The sequence below is a fragment of the Ruegeria sp. BE10 genome, assembly GCF_056538905.1.
Genome location: NZ_JBQFTX010000002.1, coordinates 177,738 through 192,587, shown reverse-complemented (window position 1 = coordinate 192,587; position 14,850 = coordinate 177,738). Strand labels below are relative to the sequence as shown.

General features: G+C 58.4%; 16 protein-coding genes. 10 read left to right on the top strand and 6 right to left on the bottom strand.

Annotated features, from left to right (window positions below):
* Positions 1 to 20 precede the first annotated feature (20 nt).
* The gene (locus ACR0M2_RS06280) at positions 21 to 923 is read left to right on the top strand and encodes an EamA family transporter (RefSeq protein WP_480704308.1); all 903 of its coding nucleotides are present in this window, start codon (positions 21 to 23) and stop codon (positions 921 to 923) included.
* On the opposite strand, the gene ACR0M2_RS06275 is transcribed toward ACR0M2_RS06280, so the two are convergent.
* From ACR0M2_RS06275 to ACR0M2_RS06260, 4 genes are all read right to left on the bottom strand, one after another.
* The gene (locus ACR0M2_RS06275; RefSeq protein ID WP_170375615.1) at positions 920 to 2,278 is read right to left on the bottom strand and encodes a DEAD/DEAH box helicase; all 1,359 of its coding nucleotides are present in this window, start codon (positions 2,276 to 2,278) and stop codon (positions 920 to 922) included. The two genes, ACR0M2_RS06280 and ACR0M2_RS06275, sit on opposite strands and share 4 nt — an antisense overlap.
* 186 nt (positions 2,279 to 2,464) lie before the next feature.
* A complete protein-coding gene (locus tag ACR0M2_RS06270; protein WP_480704307.1) occupies positions 2,465 to 3,403 on the bottom strand; it encodes a glycosyltransferase family 2 protein in 939 nt (312 codons plus the stop codon).
* Positions 3,396 to 4,160 (bottom strand): hypothetical protein, encoded by a 765-nt coding sequence (locus ACR0M2_RS06265; protein WP_480704306.1) that lies wholly within the window; start codon positions 4,158 to 4,160, stop codon positions 3,396 to 3,398. The genes ACR0M2_RS06270 and ACR0M2_RS06265 overlap by 8 nt, the downstream gene beginning before the upstream one ends.
* A gap of 44 nt (positions 4,161 to 4,204) precedes the next feature.
* Complete coding sequence (locus ACR0M2_RS06260; protein WP_480704305.1) at positions 4,205 to 5,812, bottom strand: peptide chain release factor 3; 1,608 nt, start codon at positions 5,810 to 5,812, stop codon at positions 4,205 to 4,207.
* A gap of 109 nt (positions 5,813 to 5,921) precedes the next feature.
* On the opposite strand from ACR0M2_RS06260, the gene ACR0M2_RS06255 reads away from it, so the two are divergent.
* The 8 genes from ACR0M2_RS06255 (at position 5,922) to ACR0M2_RS06220 (ending at position 13,369) form a co-directional block, all read left to right on the top strand.
* Positions 5,922 to 6,284, top strand: coding sequence for a nuclear transport factor 2 family protein (locus ACR0M2_RS06255; protein ID WP_170358779.1), 363 nt, complete (start codon positions 5,922 to 5,924; stop codon positions 6,282 to 6,284).
* 73 nt (positions 6,285 to 6,357) lie between these two features.
* Positions 6,358 to 7,137 carry an SDR family oxidoreductase gene (locus tag ACR0M2_RS06250; protein WP_480704304.1) on the top strand — a complete coding sequence of 260 codons (780 nt, stop codon included), beginning with the start codon at positions 6,358 to 6,360 and terminating at the stop codon, positions 7,135 to 7,137.
* A 3-nt stretch (positions 7,138 to 7,140) separates the two neighbouring features.
* Positions 7,141 to 8,253: a DNA alkylation repair protein gene (locus ACR0M2_RS06245; protein ID WP_480704303.1), complete on the top strand. Its 1,113-nt coding sequence runs from the start codon at positions 7,141 to 7,143 to the stop codon at positions 8,251 to 8,253.
* Between the two features lie 100 nt (positions 8,254 to 8,353).
* Positions 8,354 to 9,424: a methyltransferase domain-containing protein gene (locus tag ACR0M2_RS06240; protein WP_480704302.1), complete on the top strand. Its 1,071-nt coding sequence runs from the start codon at positions 8,354 to 8,356 to the stop codon at positions 9,422 to 9,424.
* Positions 9,425 to 9,469: 45 nt separating this feature from the next.
* A complete protein-coding gene (locus ACR0M2_RS06235) occupies positions 9,470 to 10,591 on the top strand; it encodes an ABC transporter ATP-binding protein (RefSeq protein WP_480704301.1) in 1,122 nt (373 codons plus the stop codon).
* A 121-nt stretch (positions 10,592 to 10,712) separates the two neighbouring features.
* Positions 10,713 to 11,495, top strand: coding sequence for a 5'/3'-nucleotidase SurE (surE, locus tag ACR0M2_RS06230; RefSeq protein ID WP_480704300.1), 783 nt, complete (start codon positions 10,713 to 10,715; stop codon positions 11,493 to 11,495).
* Positions 11,492 to 12,142, top strand: coding sequence for a protein-L-isoaspartate(D-aspartate) O-methyltransferase (locus ACR0M2_RS06225; RefSeq protein WP_170348917.1), 651 nt, complete (start codon positions 11,492 to 11,494; stop codon positions 12,140 to 12,142). Before surE ends, ACR0M2_RS06225 begins: the two co-directional genes overlap by 4 nt.
* A 63-nt stretch (positions 12,143 to 12,205) precedes the next feature.
* A complete protein-coding gene (locus ACR0M2_RS06220) occupies positions 12,206 to 13,369 on the top strand; it encodes a peptidoglycan DD-metalloendopeptidase family protein (RefSeq protein WP_480688085.1) in 1,164 nt (387 codons plus the stop codon).
* Between the two features lie 41 nt (positions 13,370 to 13,410).
* Here ACR0M2_RS06220 and ACR0M2_RS06215 read toward each other — a convergent pair whose 3' ends face one another.
* Positions 13,411 to 14,082, bottom strand: coding sequence for a helix-turn-helix transcriptional regulator (locus tag ACR0M2_RS06215; RefSeq protein WP_480646898.1), 672 nt, complete (start codon positions 14,080 to 14,082; stop codon positions 13,411 to 13,413).
* Between the two features lie 21 nt (positions 14,083 to 14,103).
* Positions 14,104 to 14,409 (bottom strand): hypothetical protein, encoded by a 306-nt coding sequence (locus tag ACR0M2_RS06210; RefSeq protein ID WP_480688083.1) that lies wholly within the window; start codon positions 14,407 to 14,409, stop codon positions 14,104 to 14,106.
* Between the two features lie 219 nt (positions 14,410 to 14,628).
* Here ACR0M2_RS06210 and ACR0M2_RS06205 point away from each other — a divergent pair, with 219 nt between their 5' ends.
* Positions 14,629 to 14,844, top strand: coding sequence for a twin-arginine translocase TatA/TatE family subunit (locus tag ACR0M2_RS06205; protein ID WP_170348913.1), 216 nt, complete (start codon positions 14,629 to 14,631; stop codon positions 14,842 to 14,844).
* The last annotated feature ends 6 nt before the right edge of the window (positions 14,845 to 14,850 follow it).

Genomic DNA, 14,850 nt, shown 5'->3' with positions numbered 1-14,850 from the left:
TTTAGCGACACAAGGGGGCCATGAGTTTATGGATTCCCATAACAATCGCTGCCGCCTCGTTCCAGACAGTGCGGTTCATGCTGCAAAAATCCCTCAGCACCGTAAAGTTAAGTGCGGCCGGGGCGACGTTTGCCCGGTTCGCGTATTCGATGCCACTGGCGCTTTTGGGGCTGATTGTGGCGCTGCAAGTGACTGGCTTCAGCCTGCCGCCGTTGACGGGGTGGTTCTGGTTATACGCTGTCATCGGTGGCATCGCGCAAATTCTGGCAACGATCTGCGTGGTCGCTTTGTTCAAGCAACGAAATTTTGCGGTTGGGATTACCTTTAAGAAAACCGAAGTAATTCAGACCGCCATTGTCGGTTTTCTGGTGCTGGGTGATCAGATCTCGTACGGGGGTCTGGTTGCGATCTTGCTGGGATTGATGGCGGTGCTTTTGCTGTCCAAATCACCCGGAGGCGACGGGGCGTGGTGGAAACATCTGACCAACCGGGCCTCGCGCCTAGGGTTGGGGTCAGGCGTATTGTTCGCCTTTTCCGCCGTCAGTTACCGGGGTGCGTCGCTTGAATTGGGTGATATCGACGCGTGGTTTCGCGCTCTGATCACTCTGGCCGCAGTTGTGACGTTCCAGTTCCTCAGCATGGCGCTATGGCTGCTGTGGCGCGACCGGACCGAACTGCTTGCGGTGTGGCAGACACGTCAAACAGGGGTGTTTGTTGGTTTGACCAGTCTGGGCGGATCGTTTTGCTGGTTCTTTGCGTTCACCTTGCAGAACGCGGCCTATGTCAAAGCGCTGGGGCAGGTCGAACTGTTGCTCAGCCTGTTCGCATCGATCCTGTTTTTCCGCGAGACCATAACCCGGCGTGAGATTGCCGGGATGGCTTTGTTGGGGTTGTCGATCCTGGCGCTGGTGCTGGCGATTTAACCAGCACGGCGCTCGGCAAAGCTTAGGGCAATGAAGCTGGGCAGGTGATCGCCCATGCCTACAACCGCGTTGCCGTTATCCGAACGACGGCCACGACCTTTAGGTTCTTTGTCCTTTTTGCGGTCGCTCTTTTTGCCTTCGTTCTTTTGAGTGTCGGCAGACTTGGTCTTTTTCTCAGGCTTCGGCGTGTCGGCTTTGGGTTCGTCCTTGACCGGATTGTCGAGCTTTGGAATGTCCTTCTGGATCAGCTTTTCAATCGCAGCCAGCGCTTTTTCGTCACGACCCGAACAGATAGTAATCGCCTTGCCATCGCGCCCGGCACGACCGGTGCGGCCGATGCGGTGAACGTAGTCCTCGGGGTGGCCGGGGACGTCGAAATTGAAAACATGGCTGACCGACGGGACATCAAGTCCACGCGCAGCCACGTCCGAGGCAACCAGCAACCGCAACGAGCCGTCGCGGAAACCGTCCAGCGTTTTCATCCGCTGTGATTGGTCCAGATCGCCGTGGATCGCGGCGGCGTCATAGCCGTATTTCTTTAGCGACTTTGCGCAGATATCAACGTCTGTCTTGCGGTTACAGAAGATGATCGCGTTGGTGCATTTTTCACCCTCGGCATCGATCAGTGCGCGCAAGACTTTGCGCTTGGCGCTGGCCTCTCGATCGCGACGGCCGCCTTTGAACATAACCACGCCCTGTTCAATGGTTTCCGAGGCGGTCGCCTGTCGGGCAACCTCGACCCGCGCGGGGGCGGACAGGAAAGTGTCGGTGATGCGTTCAATCTCGGACGCCATGGTGGCCGAAAAGAACAGCGTCTGGCGGGTGAACGGTGTAAGCGAGAAGATGCGCTCGATATCGGGGATAAAACCCATGTCCAGCATCCGGTCAGCTTCGTCCACGACCATGATCTGCACGCCGGTCAACAGCAGTTTGCCGCGTTCGAAATGGTCCAGCAGTCGGCCGGGAGTTGCGATCAGAACATCGACGCCACGGTCGATCAGTGCGTCCTGTTCCTTGAAGCTGACGCCTCCGATCAACAACGCCTTGGTCAGTTTCAGGTGTTTGCTATAGGTGTCGAAATTCTCGGCGACCTGTGCAGCCAGTTCCCGTGTCGGGCACAGCACCAGCGACCGTGGCATCCGCGCGCGCGCGCGGCCCCGTGCCAGCATTGTGATCATCGGCAGCGTAAAGCTTGCAGTTTTTCCCGTGCCGGTCTGGGCGATCCCCAATACATCACGACCTTCCAGCGCAGGTGGAATTGCGCCTTCTTGGATCGGGGTGGGGGATTCGTATCCGGCTTCCTCAATGGCTTTGAGGACCTTCGGGTTCAGGTTCAGTTCGTTAAATTTTGTCATGTAAGTCCGGTTCATGCGGACATTAGACCTGGCCCGCGCGTCAAAGGTGTGCCGGGCCCGGATGGCCATACGCTGCATTGCGCAATTTCGGCTTGGAGGGGGACATAACAAAAACGCCGGGTATGGTCAAATGAAGACCTCTTTAAGGTTTTTACTGTGCTCGCTCTGCGGATTTCTCGCAACAATTCAGTCACTTCCGGGAAAGTGTTTCCTGACTTTTTCGTCCAAATCCAGGGGCCGATATCGGATCAGGTCATGTTGTTCCAGACGGGTTCTCACGTCGGGGTCTGCACCGCTGATTTCGTCAAAAAATGCACGCAGCCCATCCATGCCGCCTTCGACCTCGATCCAGCTGAGTAATTCGTTCATGTTCATGCCGCCCCGTTCACGTGGAACATTCAGGGACATTCCTGGCTGATACGAGCCACGCGCCAGGCGAAATCGAAGGTGAGCCTTAAAATGTTCCCAGTCGGGGGCGTGTCGATGGCACAGCTCCAACCCCTGCAATTCGAATTTGCAGGGCAAGAGTGTTTTTTCTTGGAACAGGTTGTGGATACGAAAGCTCAGTTTCTTCAGGCCCGTCCGGACGATCAGCTTACCTTGCAAATGGCTGAAGAACCCACCCAAAACAAAGGCGCCATAACGCGGGTACAGCGATTGTACGAGGGCGTCACGGTGGGGGGTCTTTGGAAGATGCGCCTTATAAAGATCCGTGCCACCGCCCACGGCTTCGATCGGGCGGACACGTACAGCGGGGATGTGGTTGGGAACATCGGTCAGTTGCTGGAGAATGGGACGGTCCGTCCACAGAAACTCGTCCATGTCGATATGGGCCAACCAATTCAGATTGGTCTTGCGATAGGTGAATGACGCATTTGCGGTCTGACGGTTTTGATGCCGATCGGGCCGTTCACGCTTGCGGCTGGCCCAGAAGGCCTCATCGCATGTATGCACGTCGACCTTCGGATGCCGATCCAGGGCATCGAAAGCTTTGGAATTGGGTTCATCCAGATAGATGTGCATCAGGTCGACCCCAAGATCGAGGTGATAGGCAACAAATCGCAGGATATCCGGGGCAGGGCCCCGAACCGTTGAAACAATGCCCCAGCCAGAGCCGTCAGTCATCAATGTGATCCAACAGAGACTGCCGGGTCTTGTAGTGCTGGATACGCCCAAAAATGCTGCGCGGGTCGTACATCACCAGTTTCAACATCCGGTACCCCAGCGGGCGCAACACCGCGTCGTTTTCTGCATGACGCCAAAGGCGTGCCAAAAGGTTGCGATCCAGATCGCCATTCCTTAGCGAATAGCCCGCCATGCCGAATGCCAATGGAACGTCGTGGTGTTTTTCACCCTGCATCTCAAAGGCTTGATCGTTTGGACGAAGGGATACCCGACGCTCGCTATCATGCAGCTTGATCAGATCGTACAACAGGTACAGACCCTGTCCGCCCAAGCGCTGATCCAGTGTTTCGCCATGGTCGGCGAATGTGGTTGCCGAGGAAATAAGCCAACGCACGGGCAGGTCCCGCGCCAACTCTGAACCCTTTTCCCGCCACATCCGCAGAAACAGCGCCCGTGCCTCAGCCGGTGACGGATGCCGGCGCAGCAATGCGATGCACATTGCGTGAACAAGATGCAGCAGCGATTGGCCAGTAAATTCCTGCTGCAGCGCGTGGTACTTCCTGCGCGCGTCCTGCTTGTGTTCGAAGCAGGCGTTTGGGTCAGGTTCTTCCACAGGCGTTTGGGCAAGTTCACTCAGATCAACATCCGGCGGCGGCAGTACCCGTTGTGGATCGCGATAAGGAACTTCTTTGCGTTCCAGATGGCGCATCACCGAATAGAAGCCGCCGGGATAGTTTTCCTGATCCAAATCCGCCATGCTTCGGAACCCTAGAGAACGGTGCCCAAACTACAAGACCCGGATCAAACCATCATTTCCTTGGTCGCCGTCAGGTTCAGCTCGGGGTAATCACGCACGACCCGGTCGATATCCCATTGCAAGCGCGTCAGATAGACGATGTCGCCGTCATGATCATGGGCGATGTGCTGTTTATTAGCGTTGACGAACTTTTCAACCTCGGCCTTGTCACCGCTCACCCAGCGGGCAGAGGTGAACTGCGACGCCTCGAACCGGACGGGCAGACCGTATTCCATCTCAATCCGGCTGGCGAGCACTTCGAATTGCAGTGCACCGACGACACCGACAATAAAGCCCGAGCCAATTGATGGCTTGAAAACCTTGGCTGCGCCTTCTTCGGCAAACTGCATCAGGGCTTTTTCCAGATGCTTGGCCTTCAGCGGGTCGGCTGCCCTGACAGTTTGCAGCAATTCCGGTGCGAATGACGGGATCCCGGACACGCGCAGCGCTTCGCCCTCGGTCAGGGTGTCACCGATGCGCAGTTGACCGTGGTTTGGTATGCCGATGATGTCTCCGGCCCAGGCCTCTTCGGCCAGTTCGCGGTCAGATGCCAGAAACAGCACGGGGTTTGAAATCGCCATCGGTTTCTTGGATCGCACGTGAGTCAACTTCATGCCGCGCTTGAAATGACCGCTTGCCATGCGTACGAATGCAACCCGGTCGCGGTGCTTGGGGTCCATGTTGGCCTGCACCTTAAAGACAAAACCGGCGACCTTCTTTTCATCAGGCGCAATTTGTCGGGGTTCAGCGGACTGGACCTGCGGCTGCGGGCCATAGGCGCCGATACCTTCCATCAGTTCCTTGACCCCGAACGAGTTGATCGCCGAGCCGAACCAGATCGGGGTCATGTGCCCCTCAAGCACTGCTTGCGGGTCCAGCGCAGGCAGTAATTCGCGCGCCATCTCAACCTCTTCCAGCAGCTTGTCCAGCAGATGCTCGGGTACGTGTTCGGCCAGTTTGGGGTCGTCCAGACCGTTGATCTGAATGCTTTCAGCTACCTTGTTGCGGTCGGCGCGGTCCATCAATTCCAGTCGGTCGCGCAGCATGTCATAGCAGCCGATGAAATCGCGACCCACGCCAATCGGCCACGCAGCGGGCGTGACGTCGATGGCCAGCATCTCCTGAATTTCGTCGATGATCTCGAACGTATCGCGGCTTTCGCGGTCCATCTTGTTACAGAAGGTCAGGATAGGTAGATCGCGCAGGCGGCAAACCTCGAACAGTTTTTGCGTCTGGCTTTCCACACCTTTCGCGCCGTCGATCACCATCACGGCGGCGTCCACTGCAGTCAGCGTGCGATAGGTGTCCTCGGAGAAGTCCGAGTGACCAGGCGTATCCACTAGATTAAACCGAAAGTTCCCGTAGTCGAACGACATGGCCGAGGCTGAGACCGAAATACCGCGATCCTTTTCCATCTGCATGAAGTCCGACCGGGTCCGCCGCGCCTCACCCTTAGCGCGCACCTGACCTGCCATCTGAATAGCGCCCCCGTACAACAGGAACTTTTCAGTCAGCGTCGTCTTGCCCGCATCCGGGTGCGAGATGATGGCGAATGTCCGGCGTCGGGCAATCTCGGGCGGCAATACGGGTTGGTTGGTGGCGGTATCAAGCATGAACGCGCGTATAGGCGGGGAATCCTGCCGAAGCAAGACAAAGGGGGTGTTCAGAATCGTATGGTTATGCCAATAAGAACAAATAGTGAACAAAAGATGGAGAGGATCAATGAATTTGAAAGAAATCGCAGACGAACTGGTCGCTGGGTGTCGTGAGGACCGGGCCAAGGAAAACCTGAACAAATTATACGCGCCTGATGCCGTTTCGGTCGAAGCGCAAGAGATGGAAGGCATGGGGCGTGAAACGCACGGCGTCGAGGGCATCCGCGGCAAACACGAATGGTGGGAAGGCGCGCATGAGGTCTCGGGCGCGTCGGTCAGTGAGCCTTATTTGCACGGCGACGATCGCTTTGCCGTAATTTTCGAAGTGCAGGGCAAGGTTAAGGAAAGTGGTGAGACCTTCGATATGAAAGAGGTCGGTATCTATCACGTCGCAAACGGAAAAATCGTGCGCGAAGAGTTCTTTTACTGAAGCTTTGTGACTTCTGGTCTTCCCTGTCTGGCCGGTGCTAGACATGCGGGCAACAACAGATGGGGAGGATCAAATGGATCTGGGAATTCGCGGAAAGCGCGCGCTGGTTTGTGCAAGCTCAAAAGGGCTGGGTTTAGGCTGTGCCGAGGCGTTGGCCGAAGCTGGGGTTGATCTGGTGATGAACGCGCGCGGGGCCGAGGCGTTGGATGCCGAAGCTGCTCGTTTGCGGTCCGAATATGGCGTCGATGTGAAAACCGTGGCTTGCGATGTGATCTCGGTAGACGGACAGGCGCAAGTTATCGAAGCCGCGCAGGGCGTTGATATACTTGTGACAAACGCCGGTGGCCCGCCACCCGGACTGTGGTCGGACTGGGATCGTGACGATTTCATCAAGGCGCTGGATGCAAATATGCTGACACCGATTGCCTTCATGAAAGCCTTGTTGCCGGGGATGATGGACAAGGGCTGGGGCAGGGTGGTCAACATCACGTCGCAATCCGTGCGTGCGCCGATCCCTGCTTTGGGCCTGTCCAACGCGGCGCGGACTGGTTTGACCGGCTATGTCGCTGGTACAGCGCGACAAGTCGCGCCGCGTGGAGTGACGATCAACAACCTACTGCCGGGCATTCACGCGACGGATCGCGCGGATTCGCTGGATGGTGGCGTGGCTGCACAAAAAGGAATTTCCATGGATCAGGCGCGCGCCGAACGCGTCGAGACGATCCCTGCACGTCGGTATGGGACGCGGCAGGAATTCGGCGCGGCCTGCGCGTTTTTGTGTTCGCAACACGCCGGCTTTATCGTCGGGCAGAATATACTGCTGGACGGTGGCGGAACCAATCTGACGATGTGAGTCATGGCACAGAACTTCTCGCTCAAAGATCAGTTGTTTAATGCGGAAAAGACCTGTTTTTTAGCGGGCCTTTTCGCCGATGCTGATCCATCCTTTGATGCCAAGGCTTTCGAGGCGCAGGTCATGTCGCGGCTGCTGGAGCTTGAACTGAAAGAGCGCATGGCCTGGATCGCCGACTGCCTGCAACAGGCCGTACCCGGAGAGCTGCCGACTGTCGCGCCAACCCTTCTGCGCGCACTGCCACCGCCTTTGGACCCAACCAAAACAGATGATGATTTCGGCGATTTCATCTTTGCGCCTTTGGGGGATTGGATCGTTTCAATGGGGTTGGAGTATCCTGATCTGGCTTTGGACGTGCTTGAAGAACTGACCCAACGGTTTTCGATGGAGTGGGCCATTCGCCCATTCCTCAACCGCTATCCGGATCAGGTCTTGGCGCGGATGGAACTATGGTGCGGGCATGACAGCTATCACGTGCGCCGTCTGGTCAGTGAAGGCACACGACCACGGTTGCCTTGGGGGCAGGCGGTAGGGCTGGAACTGACCGACCCGCTGCCATTGTTGGACCGGCTGCATAGTGACCCAACACGCTATGTTACGCGGTCTGTGGCGAACCATCTGAACGACATCACCAAGAAAGACCCTGCGCTGGTGCTGGACCGGTTACAGGACTGGTCCGAAACCGGGACACAGGATCGGGACGAACTGCGCTGGATCACCTCACATACGCTGCGGGGGCTGGTGAAGGCAGGCCATCCCGGCGCCATGAAGATGTTGGGCTTCGATCCTGAGGCCGAGATAACCGCCAGCGTGCTGGTAAGCCAAGAGGCGCGGATTGGTGGGGCGCTCGAGTTCGATGTCTCGCTGAACGGTGCGGGGGATCAACCTGTTCTGGTCGACTATATCATTCACTTTCAACGCCCTGGCGGCAAAACTTCGGCCAAGGTGCATAAGCTGAAGCAGGCGACCTTGCGCGGTGGTGCGCTGAGTCTGACCAAGAAGCACAAGCTGAAAGGCAATGCGACCACGTTCAAGCTGGTCCCCGGCGCGCATCGGCTAGAGATTCAGGTGAACGGGCGGGTCCGCGCCTCGGTCGATTTCGACTTGCTGGGCTAGGACAGGACCCTCACGCTTTTGTCAAAATTGATAGCAGCGGTTGCAGAGGCGGCAGTGCTGCATTAGCTGCGAAGCAGCCAGTGAGGAAAGGGGTGCTGCGATGAAGCATGAATCAGTGCAGAATTACTATGGCGAGGTCCTGCAGGGCAGCGCGGATTTGCAAACCAACGCGTGCTGTACACCCGACGACATGCCGGACCATGTTAAAAAGATCCTCTCAAAAATTCATGACGATGTGCTGACGCGCTACTATGGTTGCGGCCTGATCGCGCCGCTGGATCTGGAGGGGATGAGCATCCTTGATCTGGGTTGCGGGGCCGGTCGCGACGTTTACGCTCTGTCGGCGATGGTGGGTGAAAAGGGTCGCGTGGTCGGGGTCGATATGACGCCGGAACAGCTAGAGGTCGCCCGCGCGCATCAGGATTTCCACGCGCAGGCCTTTGGTCATGCTGCCAGCAATGTAGAATTCCATCACGGCTACATCGAAAAGCTGGATGAGCTGGGCCTGGAACCCGGTTCCTTCGACATCATCGTCTCGAATTGCGTGATCAATCTGGCCACCGACAAAGAGGCCGTCCTACGCGGTGCCCATCGTCTGCTGAAAGAGGGTGGTGAGATGTATTTCTCGGACGTCTACGCCGACCGTCGTGTACCGCAGGCCATGGCCGAGGATGAGGTGCTGTACGGCGAATGCCTGTCCGGCGCACTGTATTGGAACGATTTTCTTTCGATGTCGCGCAAGGCGGGGTTCGGTGATCCACGCCGCGTCACGCACCGCCCGCTGACCATCGAGAACCCTGTGCTGGAAGAACGCGTCGCACCGCTGAAGTTCCTGTCGGCGACTTATCGACTGTTCAAACTGTCCGAACTGGAACCCGCTTGCGAGGATTACGGGCAGGCCGTCATCTACAAAGGCACCATCCCGCACGCGCCACATCTGTTCGAACTGGATGACCACCACGCGATCGAGACAGGCAAGGTGTTTCCGGTCTGCGGCAATACATGGATGATGTTGAACGATACCCGTTTCGCGCGGCATTTCGACTTTATCGGTGATTTCTCGACGCATTATGGCATCTTCGATGGTTGCGGCGGCGAAAGCCCGTTTGAAGCCACCGGCGCGATCACGAGCGCGTCGACCGGCGAGGCTACCTCGGGCGGTTGCTGCTGATCACTTGCACCGGACGGGCGGGGTTGCTATCCCCGCCTAAGCCCGATGAATTCGATCGGGAAAAGGCAACGAGGCCCATCGGTGACAATAGACGTAACTCCTCCTCGTCTGGAAATTCGCAATCTTAACGCACGGTACGAGGGGCGGGTTGTAGTTGACGACGTCTCTTTGACGGTTGAAGCAGGGAAAGTGACTTGCCTGCTTGGGCCTTCGGGGTGCGGCAAATCGACCACGTTGCGCATGATCGCCGGGGTTGAGATGCAGGAATCCGGTGAGATCTATGTCGACGGCAAGCTGATCTGCGACACCGTGTTCCGGGTTCCGCCCGAACGCCGCGAGATCGGCCTGATGTTTCAGGATTTTGCGCTGTTTCCGCATTTAAGTGTTGCAGACAACGTGGCCTTTGGCCTGACGGGGCATAAAGAAGAAAAGCGCGCGCGCGTTGATGAGTTACTGCGCAAAGTTGATCTTATCCACTTCACCGACCAATTCCCGCATCACCTGTCCGGGGGCGAGCAACAACGTGTCGCTCTGGCCCGCGCACTGGCCCCGCGTCCACGGATCATGCTGATGGACGAGCCGTTCTCTGGCCTCGACAACCGGCTGCGCGACGGTATTCGGGATGAGACGCTGGCGATCCTCAAGGAAGAAGATGCCGCCGTTGTGTTGGTGACGCACGAGCCCGAAGAGGCTATGCGCATGGCTGATGAGATCGCACTGATGCGCCGCGGCAAGATCGTGCAGCAAGGTGCGCCTTACAACGTCTATACCCGTCCGGCTGACAAAGCGGCTGTGGCATTTTTCAGTGATGTCAACGTGTTGCAAGCGCAAGTGAATGGAGCGTTGGCCGATACACCCTTTGGTCAGTTTCTGGCGCCGGGCATTCCCGACGGCACAGATGTTGAAATTGTATTCCGGCCACAGCACGTGCGGTTGGACTTTGACCGCAATGGCAAAGGCCCGCTGCCGACGGCAACCGATGGCGTTGCGGCCCGCGGCACGGTCGAGAGAGCGCGGTTCTTAGGCAACGAAAGCCTGGTCGAGTTCCGCATGGACCATGATGGTTCCGTTCTGAAGGCCACGGTGCCGAATGTTTTCGTGCCAAATCCGGGACGGGTCATGTGGCTGACCATTCGCCGGGATCGGTGCTTTGTTTTCCCCATTTAGGGCCTGAAAACGTAGTTTAGGCTCAAGTGGTGCGCGAAAGCCTCAGATTGCAGGCGTGCTTTGCTTGCCGCCGCGCGGGGGCGGGTCTATCAAGGTCAAAACGCTGCGGTGGATGGGGCAAATGCGTATTCTTCTGACCAATGATGACGGCATCAACGCGCCGGGCCTGATCACGCTTGAGGCGATTGCCGTCGATCTGGCTGGGCCCGACGGAGAAGTCTGGGTGGTTGCACCTGCGTTCGAGCAATCGGGTGTCGGCCATTGCATCAGCTATACCCATCCGATGATGGTCGCCAAACTGGGGGATCGGCGTTTCGCCGCCGAGGGCTCGCCCGCCGATTGTGTACTGGCCGGTCTGCACGACGTGATGAAGGACGCGCCGCCCGATTTGGTGTTGTCTGGCGTGAACCGGGGCAACAATTCGGCGGAAAACACGCTGTATTCCGGCACTGTCGGTGGCGCGATGGAGGCCGCGTTGCAGGGCATTCCGGCGATTGCCCTGTCTCAATATTTTGGTCCGCGTAATCTGGGGCTGGACGATCCGTTCGAGGCCGCGACCCGGTTCGGGGCGGGGTTGGTGCGGAAAATATTGGACGCGACCCCGGCCGAGCAGGCCGATTACCGTCTATTCTACAACGTAAATTTTCCGCCCGTGCCCGCGGACGAGGTTCTGGGCACCCGTATCGCACCGCAAGGATATCGCCGCGATACGCATTTCTCGGTCGAGCCGCACAGTTCACCCTCGGGGCGGCGGTTCCTGTGGATCAAGGGTGGGTATCAGCACAACCCAACCGCGCCGGGCACGGATGCGGCGGTTAATCTGGCGGGCTACATCTCGGTCACGCCGATGCGCGCGGATCTGACGGCGCATGACGCGCTTGAGGCATTGAAGACGATCGAATGACCGGACCAGATCCAGAAACAATCATGCAGTTCCTGTTTGCCCTGCGATCGCGCGGGGTGACGGATGCGCGTGTGCTGGCCGCGATGGAGCAGGTCGACCGTGGTCGCTTTGTCAAAGGTCTGTTTGCCGAGCGCGCATATGAGGACACACCTTTGCCGATTGCCTGCGGGCAGACGATCAGCCAGCCGTCAGTTGTGGGGCTAATGACACAGGCGCTGGACGTACGCCCGCGCGATACAGTGTTAGAGGTCGGTACAGGCTCGGGCTATCAGGCGGCGATCCTGTCCAAACTGGCGCGCCGGGTCTATACGGTCGAACGCCACAAGCGACTGGTGCGCGAAACTGGTGCGCTGTTTCGCGAGCTGGGGCTTACCAATGTCACCGCGATGCTGTCGGATGGCTCCTTTGGTTTGTCCGAACAGGCCCCGTTTGACAGGATCATTGTGACGGCTGCGGCAGAAGACCCTCCGGGGCCGCTCTTGGCGCAGCTTAAAATCGGCGGTATCATGGTTTTGCCGGTGGGACAGTCGGATGCGGTTCAGACCCTGATCCGGGTCAGGCGGACCGAGACCGGTCTGGACTATGACGAATTGTTACCCGTTCGTTTCGTGCCCTTGTTAGAAGGGCTTGGCAGGGACGGGGCGTAAAAGAATATTCTGCAACATGCGCCGGAACCCCGGAAAACACGGGCAGGCGTTGAGGACAGTACAATGAGAGCAGTTTCCAAATCAGCGATGCTCCGCTGCGTGACAGGTGTGGCGGCTTTGGCGATTCTGGCAGGGTGCGAAGGCCCGCTGGACTACGATCTGCGCGGGCAGGTCGGCGGATTTTCGACCGCAGATGCCGCGCGCGGGGTGACCGCGAACCGGCCAGCACCGGATGCGCGCGGGGTCATCACCTATCCGAACTATCAGGTGGCCGTTGCGCAACGCGGCGATACGGTCGCCTCGGTTGCTGCCCGCGTCGGTTTGCCCGAGGGAGAGTTGGCCGTGTTCAACGGTCTCAAGCCGACGGACAAATTGCGCGACGGCGAGGTTATCGCCCTGCCGCGCACGGTCAGTTCGACCAGTTCAGTGGATATCGCCTCGATTGCCGGAACCGCGATTGATGAGGCGTCGGCAGATGGCTCGGTACGGACATCGACGTTGGCGCCCGCCCAACCTGCGGCCGCGCCTGCACCGGCCCCTGTGGCATCGGGGCCCGAGCCGATCCGTCACCAGGTCAAACGCGGCGAGACAGCTTATACCATTGCACGGCTTTACGACGTGCCAGTGGATGCGCTGGCCGAATGGAACGGTTTGGGGTCGGACTTTACCGTGCGGGAGGATCAGTTCCTGTTAATCCCGATCAAGAACCAGCCTGCTCCAAGACAAGCGGCTGTGCCCGCCAGCAATGTGACACAACCCGGCCAGGGCTCGCCCACGCCGACACCGCCAAGTGCCACGCAACCGTTGCCGGACGAGGTGATCGCTCCGGCCACACCTGCGCCCGACGTGACGGCCGAGGCTCCGACAAACCAAAGTAATTCTGCCTTGGGATTGCCAGTTACCGGGACGATCATTCGTACCTATGACAAGGGCAAGAATGAAGGGATCGACATCGCCGGACAGTCGGGAGCTGCGGTAAAGGCAGCCGAAGCCGGGACAGTTGCGGCGATCACCGCAGATGCGGATCAAGTGCCGATTATAGTGGTTAAACACAACAGCGACCTGCTGACCGTCTATGCAAACGTTGACAAGATCACGGTAAAAAAGGGCGACCGCGTGCGCCGAGGCGAACAGATTGCATCCTTGCGTGGCGGCGACAATTCCTATGTCCATTTCGAGGTGCGCAAAGGGTTCGAATCCGTCGATCCGGAACCTTATCTGAAGTGATTGGAATGGCCCATTTCGGGCCATATACCTGACAGCCGGGTTTAGGCGTGCGGGTCGAAATCGCTCAGTGATTTGCCGGGCTCGTCAGCGAAGATTTCCGGTAGGGGTGAGACAGCTTCGATCAGGTCGATGCGGAACACGCGGAACCCTTCGCGCAACTCACACCATGCGGTAAGGGTCCAGACGCGGCCCCAGTACTCCATATGAAGAGGGCGAATGGTGCGGTCTGTCAGAACGCCGTCGATTCGGCGATAGGACAGGTGCAGTTTCTGCCGGGTTTTGATCGCGGACCGAATCGGAGCCATATGCGCCAGCCCCCGCGCAGCGTCGGCAAACGGGTAGACGGCGAATTTCCACGTGTCCGCCTCGGCCACGACCTGGGTGGGCAGTACAGCGTCAATCTTGTCGGCCAGGGTTTCTGCGGCGGCCTTCAGATCGGGGTCTGCGGCCTCGGCCACGATGGCCATGCCGAGGTTCAGCGCTTCAAGCTCGGCCGGGGTCAGGTTCAGCGGGGGCAGGGTGATTTGCTCGCGGACCATATAGCCTACGCCACGCTCACCCTCTACCGGAACACCCGAGGCCACCAGCGTGTCCATATCGCGGTAGATAGTACGAACCGACACTTCGAGCCGGTCCGCAATATCCTGCGCGCGGTGCAGTTTGCCGTCGCGCAGGATCTGAATGATGTCGAACAGACGATCAGAGCGGCGCATGGCACGCCGCCCGGACCGCGTTTATGCGGTCATGTTCCATAGCACATTCTCGTGGCGCATCTGGACGCTGTCGGGTTGGATCGCGGCCATCAAGGCCGGGGCAAAGGTTTGCTGCGGGAATTGCGCCGCTGCGTCCTTGGCGGCCTTCATATCCGTCCAGATTACATAGTCGGTCCAGCGGCCATCTTCACCCTGGCTTAGCTGACGGTGGGCAAAACCCGGGGCGTTGCGAACGAACGCCTCGGACGCCTGGCTGAGGTTGACGAACTCTTCCGGTGTTGTCCCGTTGGCGAGGGTGAAGGTGACGATTTCAGCAACATGGGTCATTTGATTCTCCGTTGACCAGGTTTCGATGCCCTGTTCCTAATGTCCTTCAACTGACATAAACCTGTCAGTTGTGAAATGCCAGCCTGCAAAAATTGCGTGATCGGATCAATTTTGAGCGCGGAATTGATCTGGCGCACTTTTGCGCAGGGCCATGCAGGCGTAGACACAGACCCAGATCACATTCCCGGCGCAACGCGTCGACGTACAAGGAGAAGAGACATGCTCAACAATATCGGCCTTCCCGGTCTGCTACTGATCGCCGTTGTGGTGCTGGTGCTGTTTGGCCGCGGTAAAATCAGCTCGTTGATGGGTGAAGTGGGCAAGGGCATCACCTCGTTCAAGAAGGGCGTCAAAGAAGGCGCGGACGAGCTGGAGCAGGACGCTGCCGAAGTGGCCAAGGACGTCACGCCCGAGACCGACAAAGACAAGGCCTAAGCGCAG

Coding starts and splice junctions, on each gene's coding strand:
- ACR0M2_RS06280 (WP_480704308.1), top strand. CDS start 21: ATGAGTTTATGGATTCCCATAACAATCGCTGCCGCCTCGTTCCAGACA.
- ACR0M2_RS06275 (WP_170375615.1), bottom strand. CDS start 2,278: ATGACAAAATTTAACGAACTGAACCTGAACCCGAAGGTCCTCAAAGCC.
- ACR0M2_RS06270 (WP_480704307.1), bottom strand. CDS start 3,403: ATGACTGACGGCTCTGGCTGGGGCATTGTTTCAACGGTTCGGGGCCCT.
- ACR0M2_RS06265 (WP_480704306.1), bottom strand. CDS start 4,160: ATGGCGGATTTGGATCAGGAAAACTATCCCGGCGGCTTCTATTCGGTG.
- ACR0M2_RS06260 (WP_480704305.1), bottom strand. CDS start 5,812: ATGCTTGATACCGCCACCAACCAACCCGTATTGCCGCCCGAGATTGCC.
- ACR0M2_RS06255 (WP_170358779.1), top strand. CDS start 5,922: ATGAATTTGAAAGAAATCGCAGACGAACTGGTCGCTGGGTGTCGTGAG.
- ACR0M2_RS06250 (WP_480704304.1), top strand. CDS start 6,358: ATGGATCTGGGAATTCGCGGAAAGCGCGCGCTGGTTTGTGCAAGCTCA.
- ACR0M2_RS06245 (WP_480704303.1), top strand. CDS start 7,141: ATGGCACAGAACTTCTCGCTCAAAGATCAGTTGTTTAATGCGGAAAAG.
- ACR0M2_RS06240 (WP_480704302.1), top strand. CDS start 8,354: ATGAAGCATGAATCAGTGCAGAATTACTATGGCGAGGTCCTGCAGGGC.
- ACR0M2_RS06235 (WP_480704301.1), top strand. CDS start 9,470: ATGAATTCGATCGGGAAAAGGCAACGAGGCCCATCGGTGACAATAGAC.
- surE (WP_480704300.1), top strand. CDS start 10,713: ATGCGTATTCTTCTGACCAATGATGACGGCATCAACGCGCCGGGCCTG.
- ACR0M2_RS06225 (WP_170348917.1), top strand. CDS start 11,492: ATGACCGGACCAGATCCAGAAACAATCATGCAGTTCCTGTTTGCCCTG.
- ACR0M2_RS06220 (WP_480688085.1), top strand. CDS start 12,206: ATGAGAGCAGTTTCCAAATCAGCGATGCTCCGCTGCGTGACAGGTGTG.
- ACR0M2_RS06215 (WP_480646898.1), bottom strand. CDS start 14,082: ATGCGCCGCTCTGATCGTCTGTTCGACATCATTCAGATCCTGCGCGAC.
- ACR0M2_RS06210 (WP_480688083.1), bottom strand. CDS start 14,409: ATGACCCATGTTGCTGAAATCGTCACCTTCACCCTCGCCAACGGGACA.
- ACR0M2_RS06205 (WP_170348913.1), top strand. CDS start 14,629: ATGCTCAACAATATCGGCCTTCCCGGTCTGCTACTGATCGCCGTTGTG.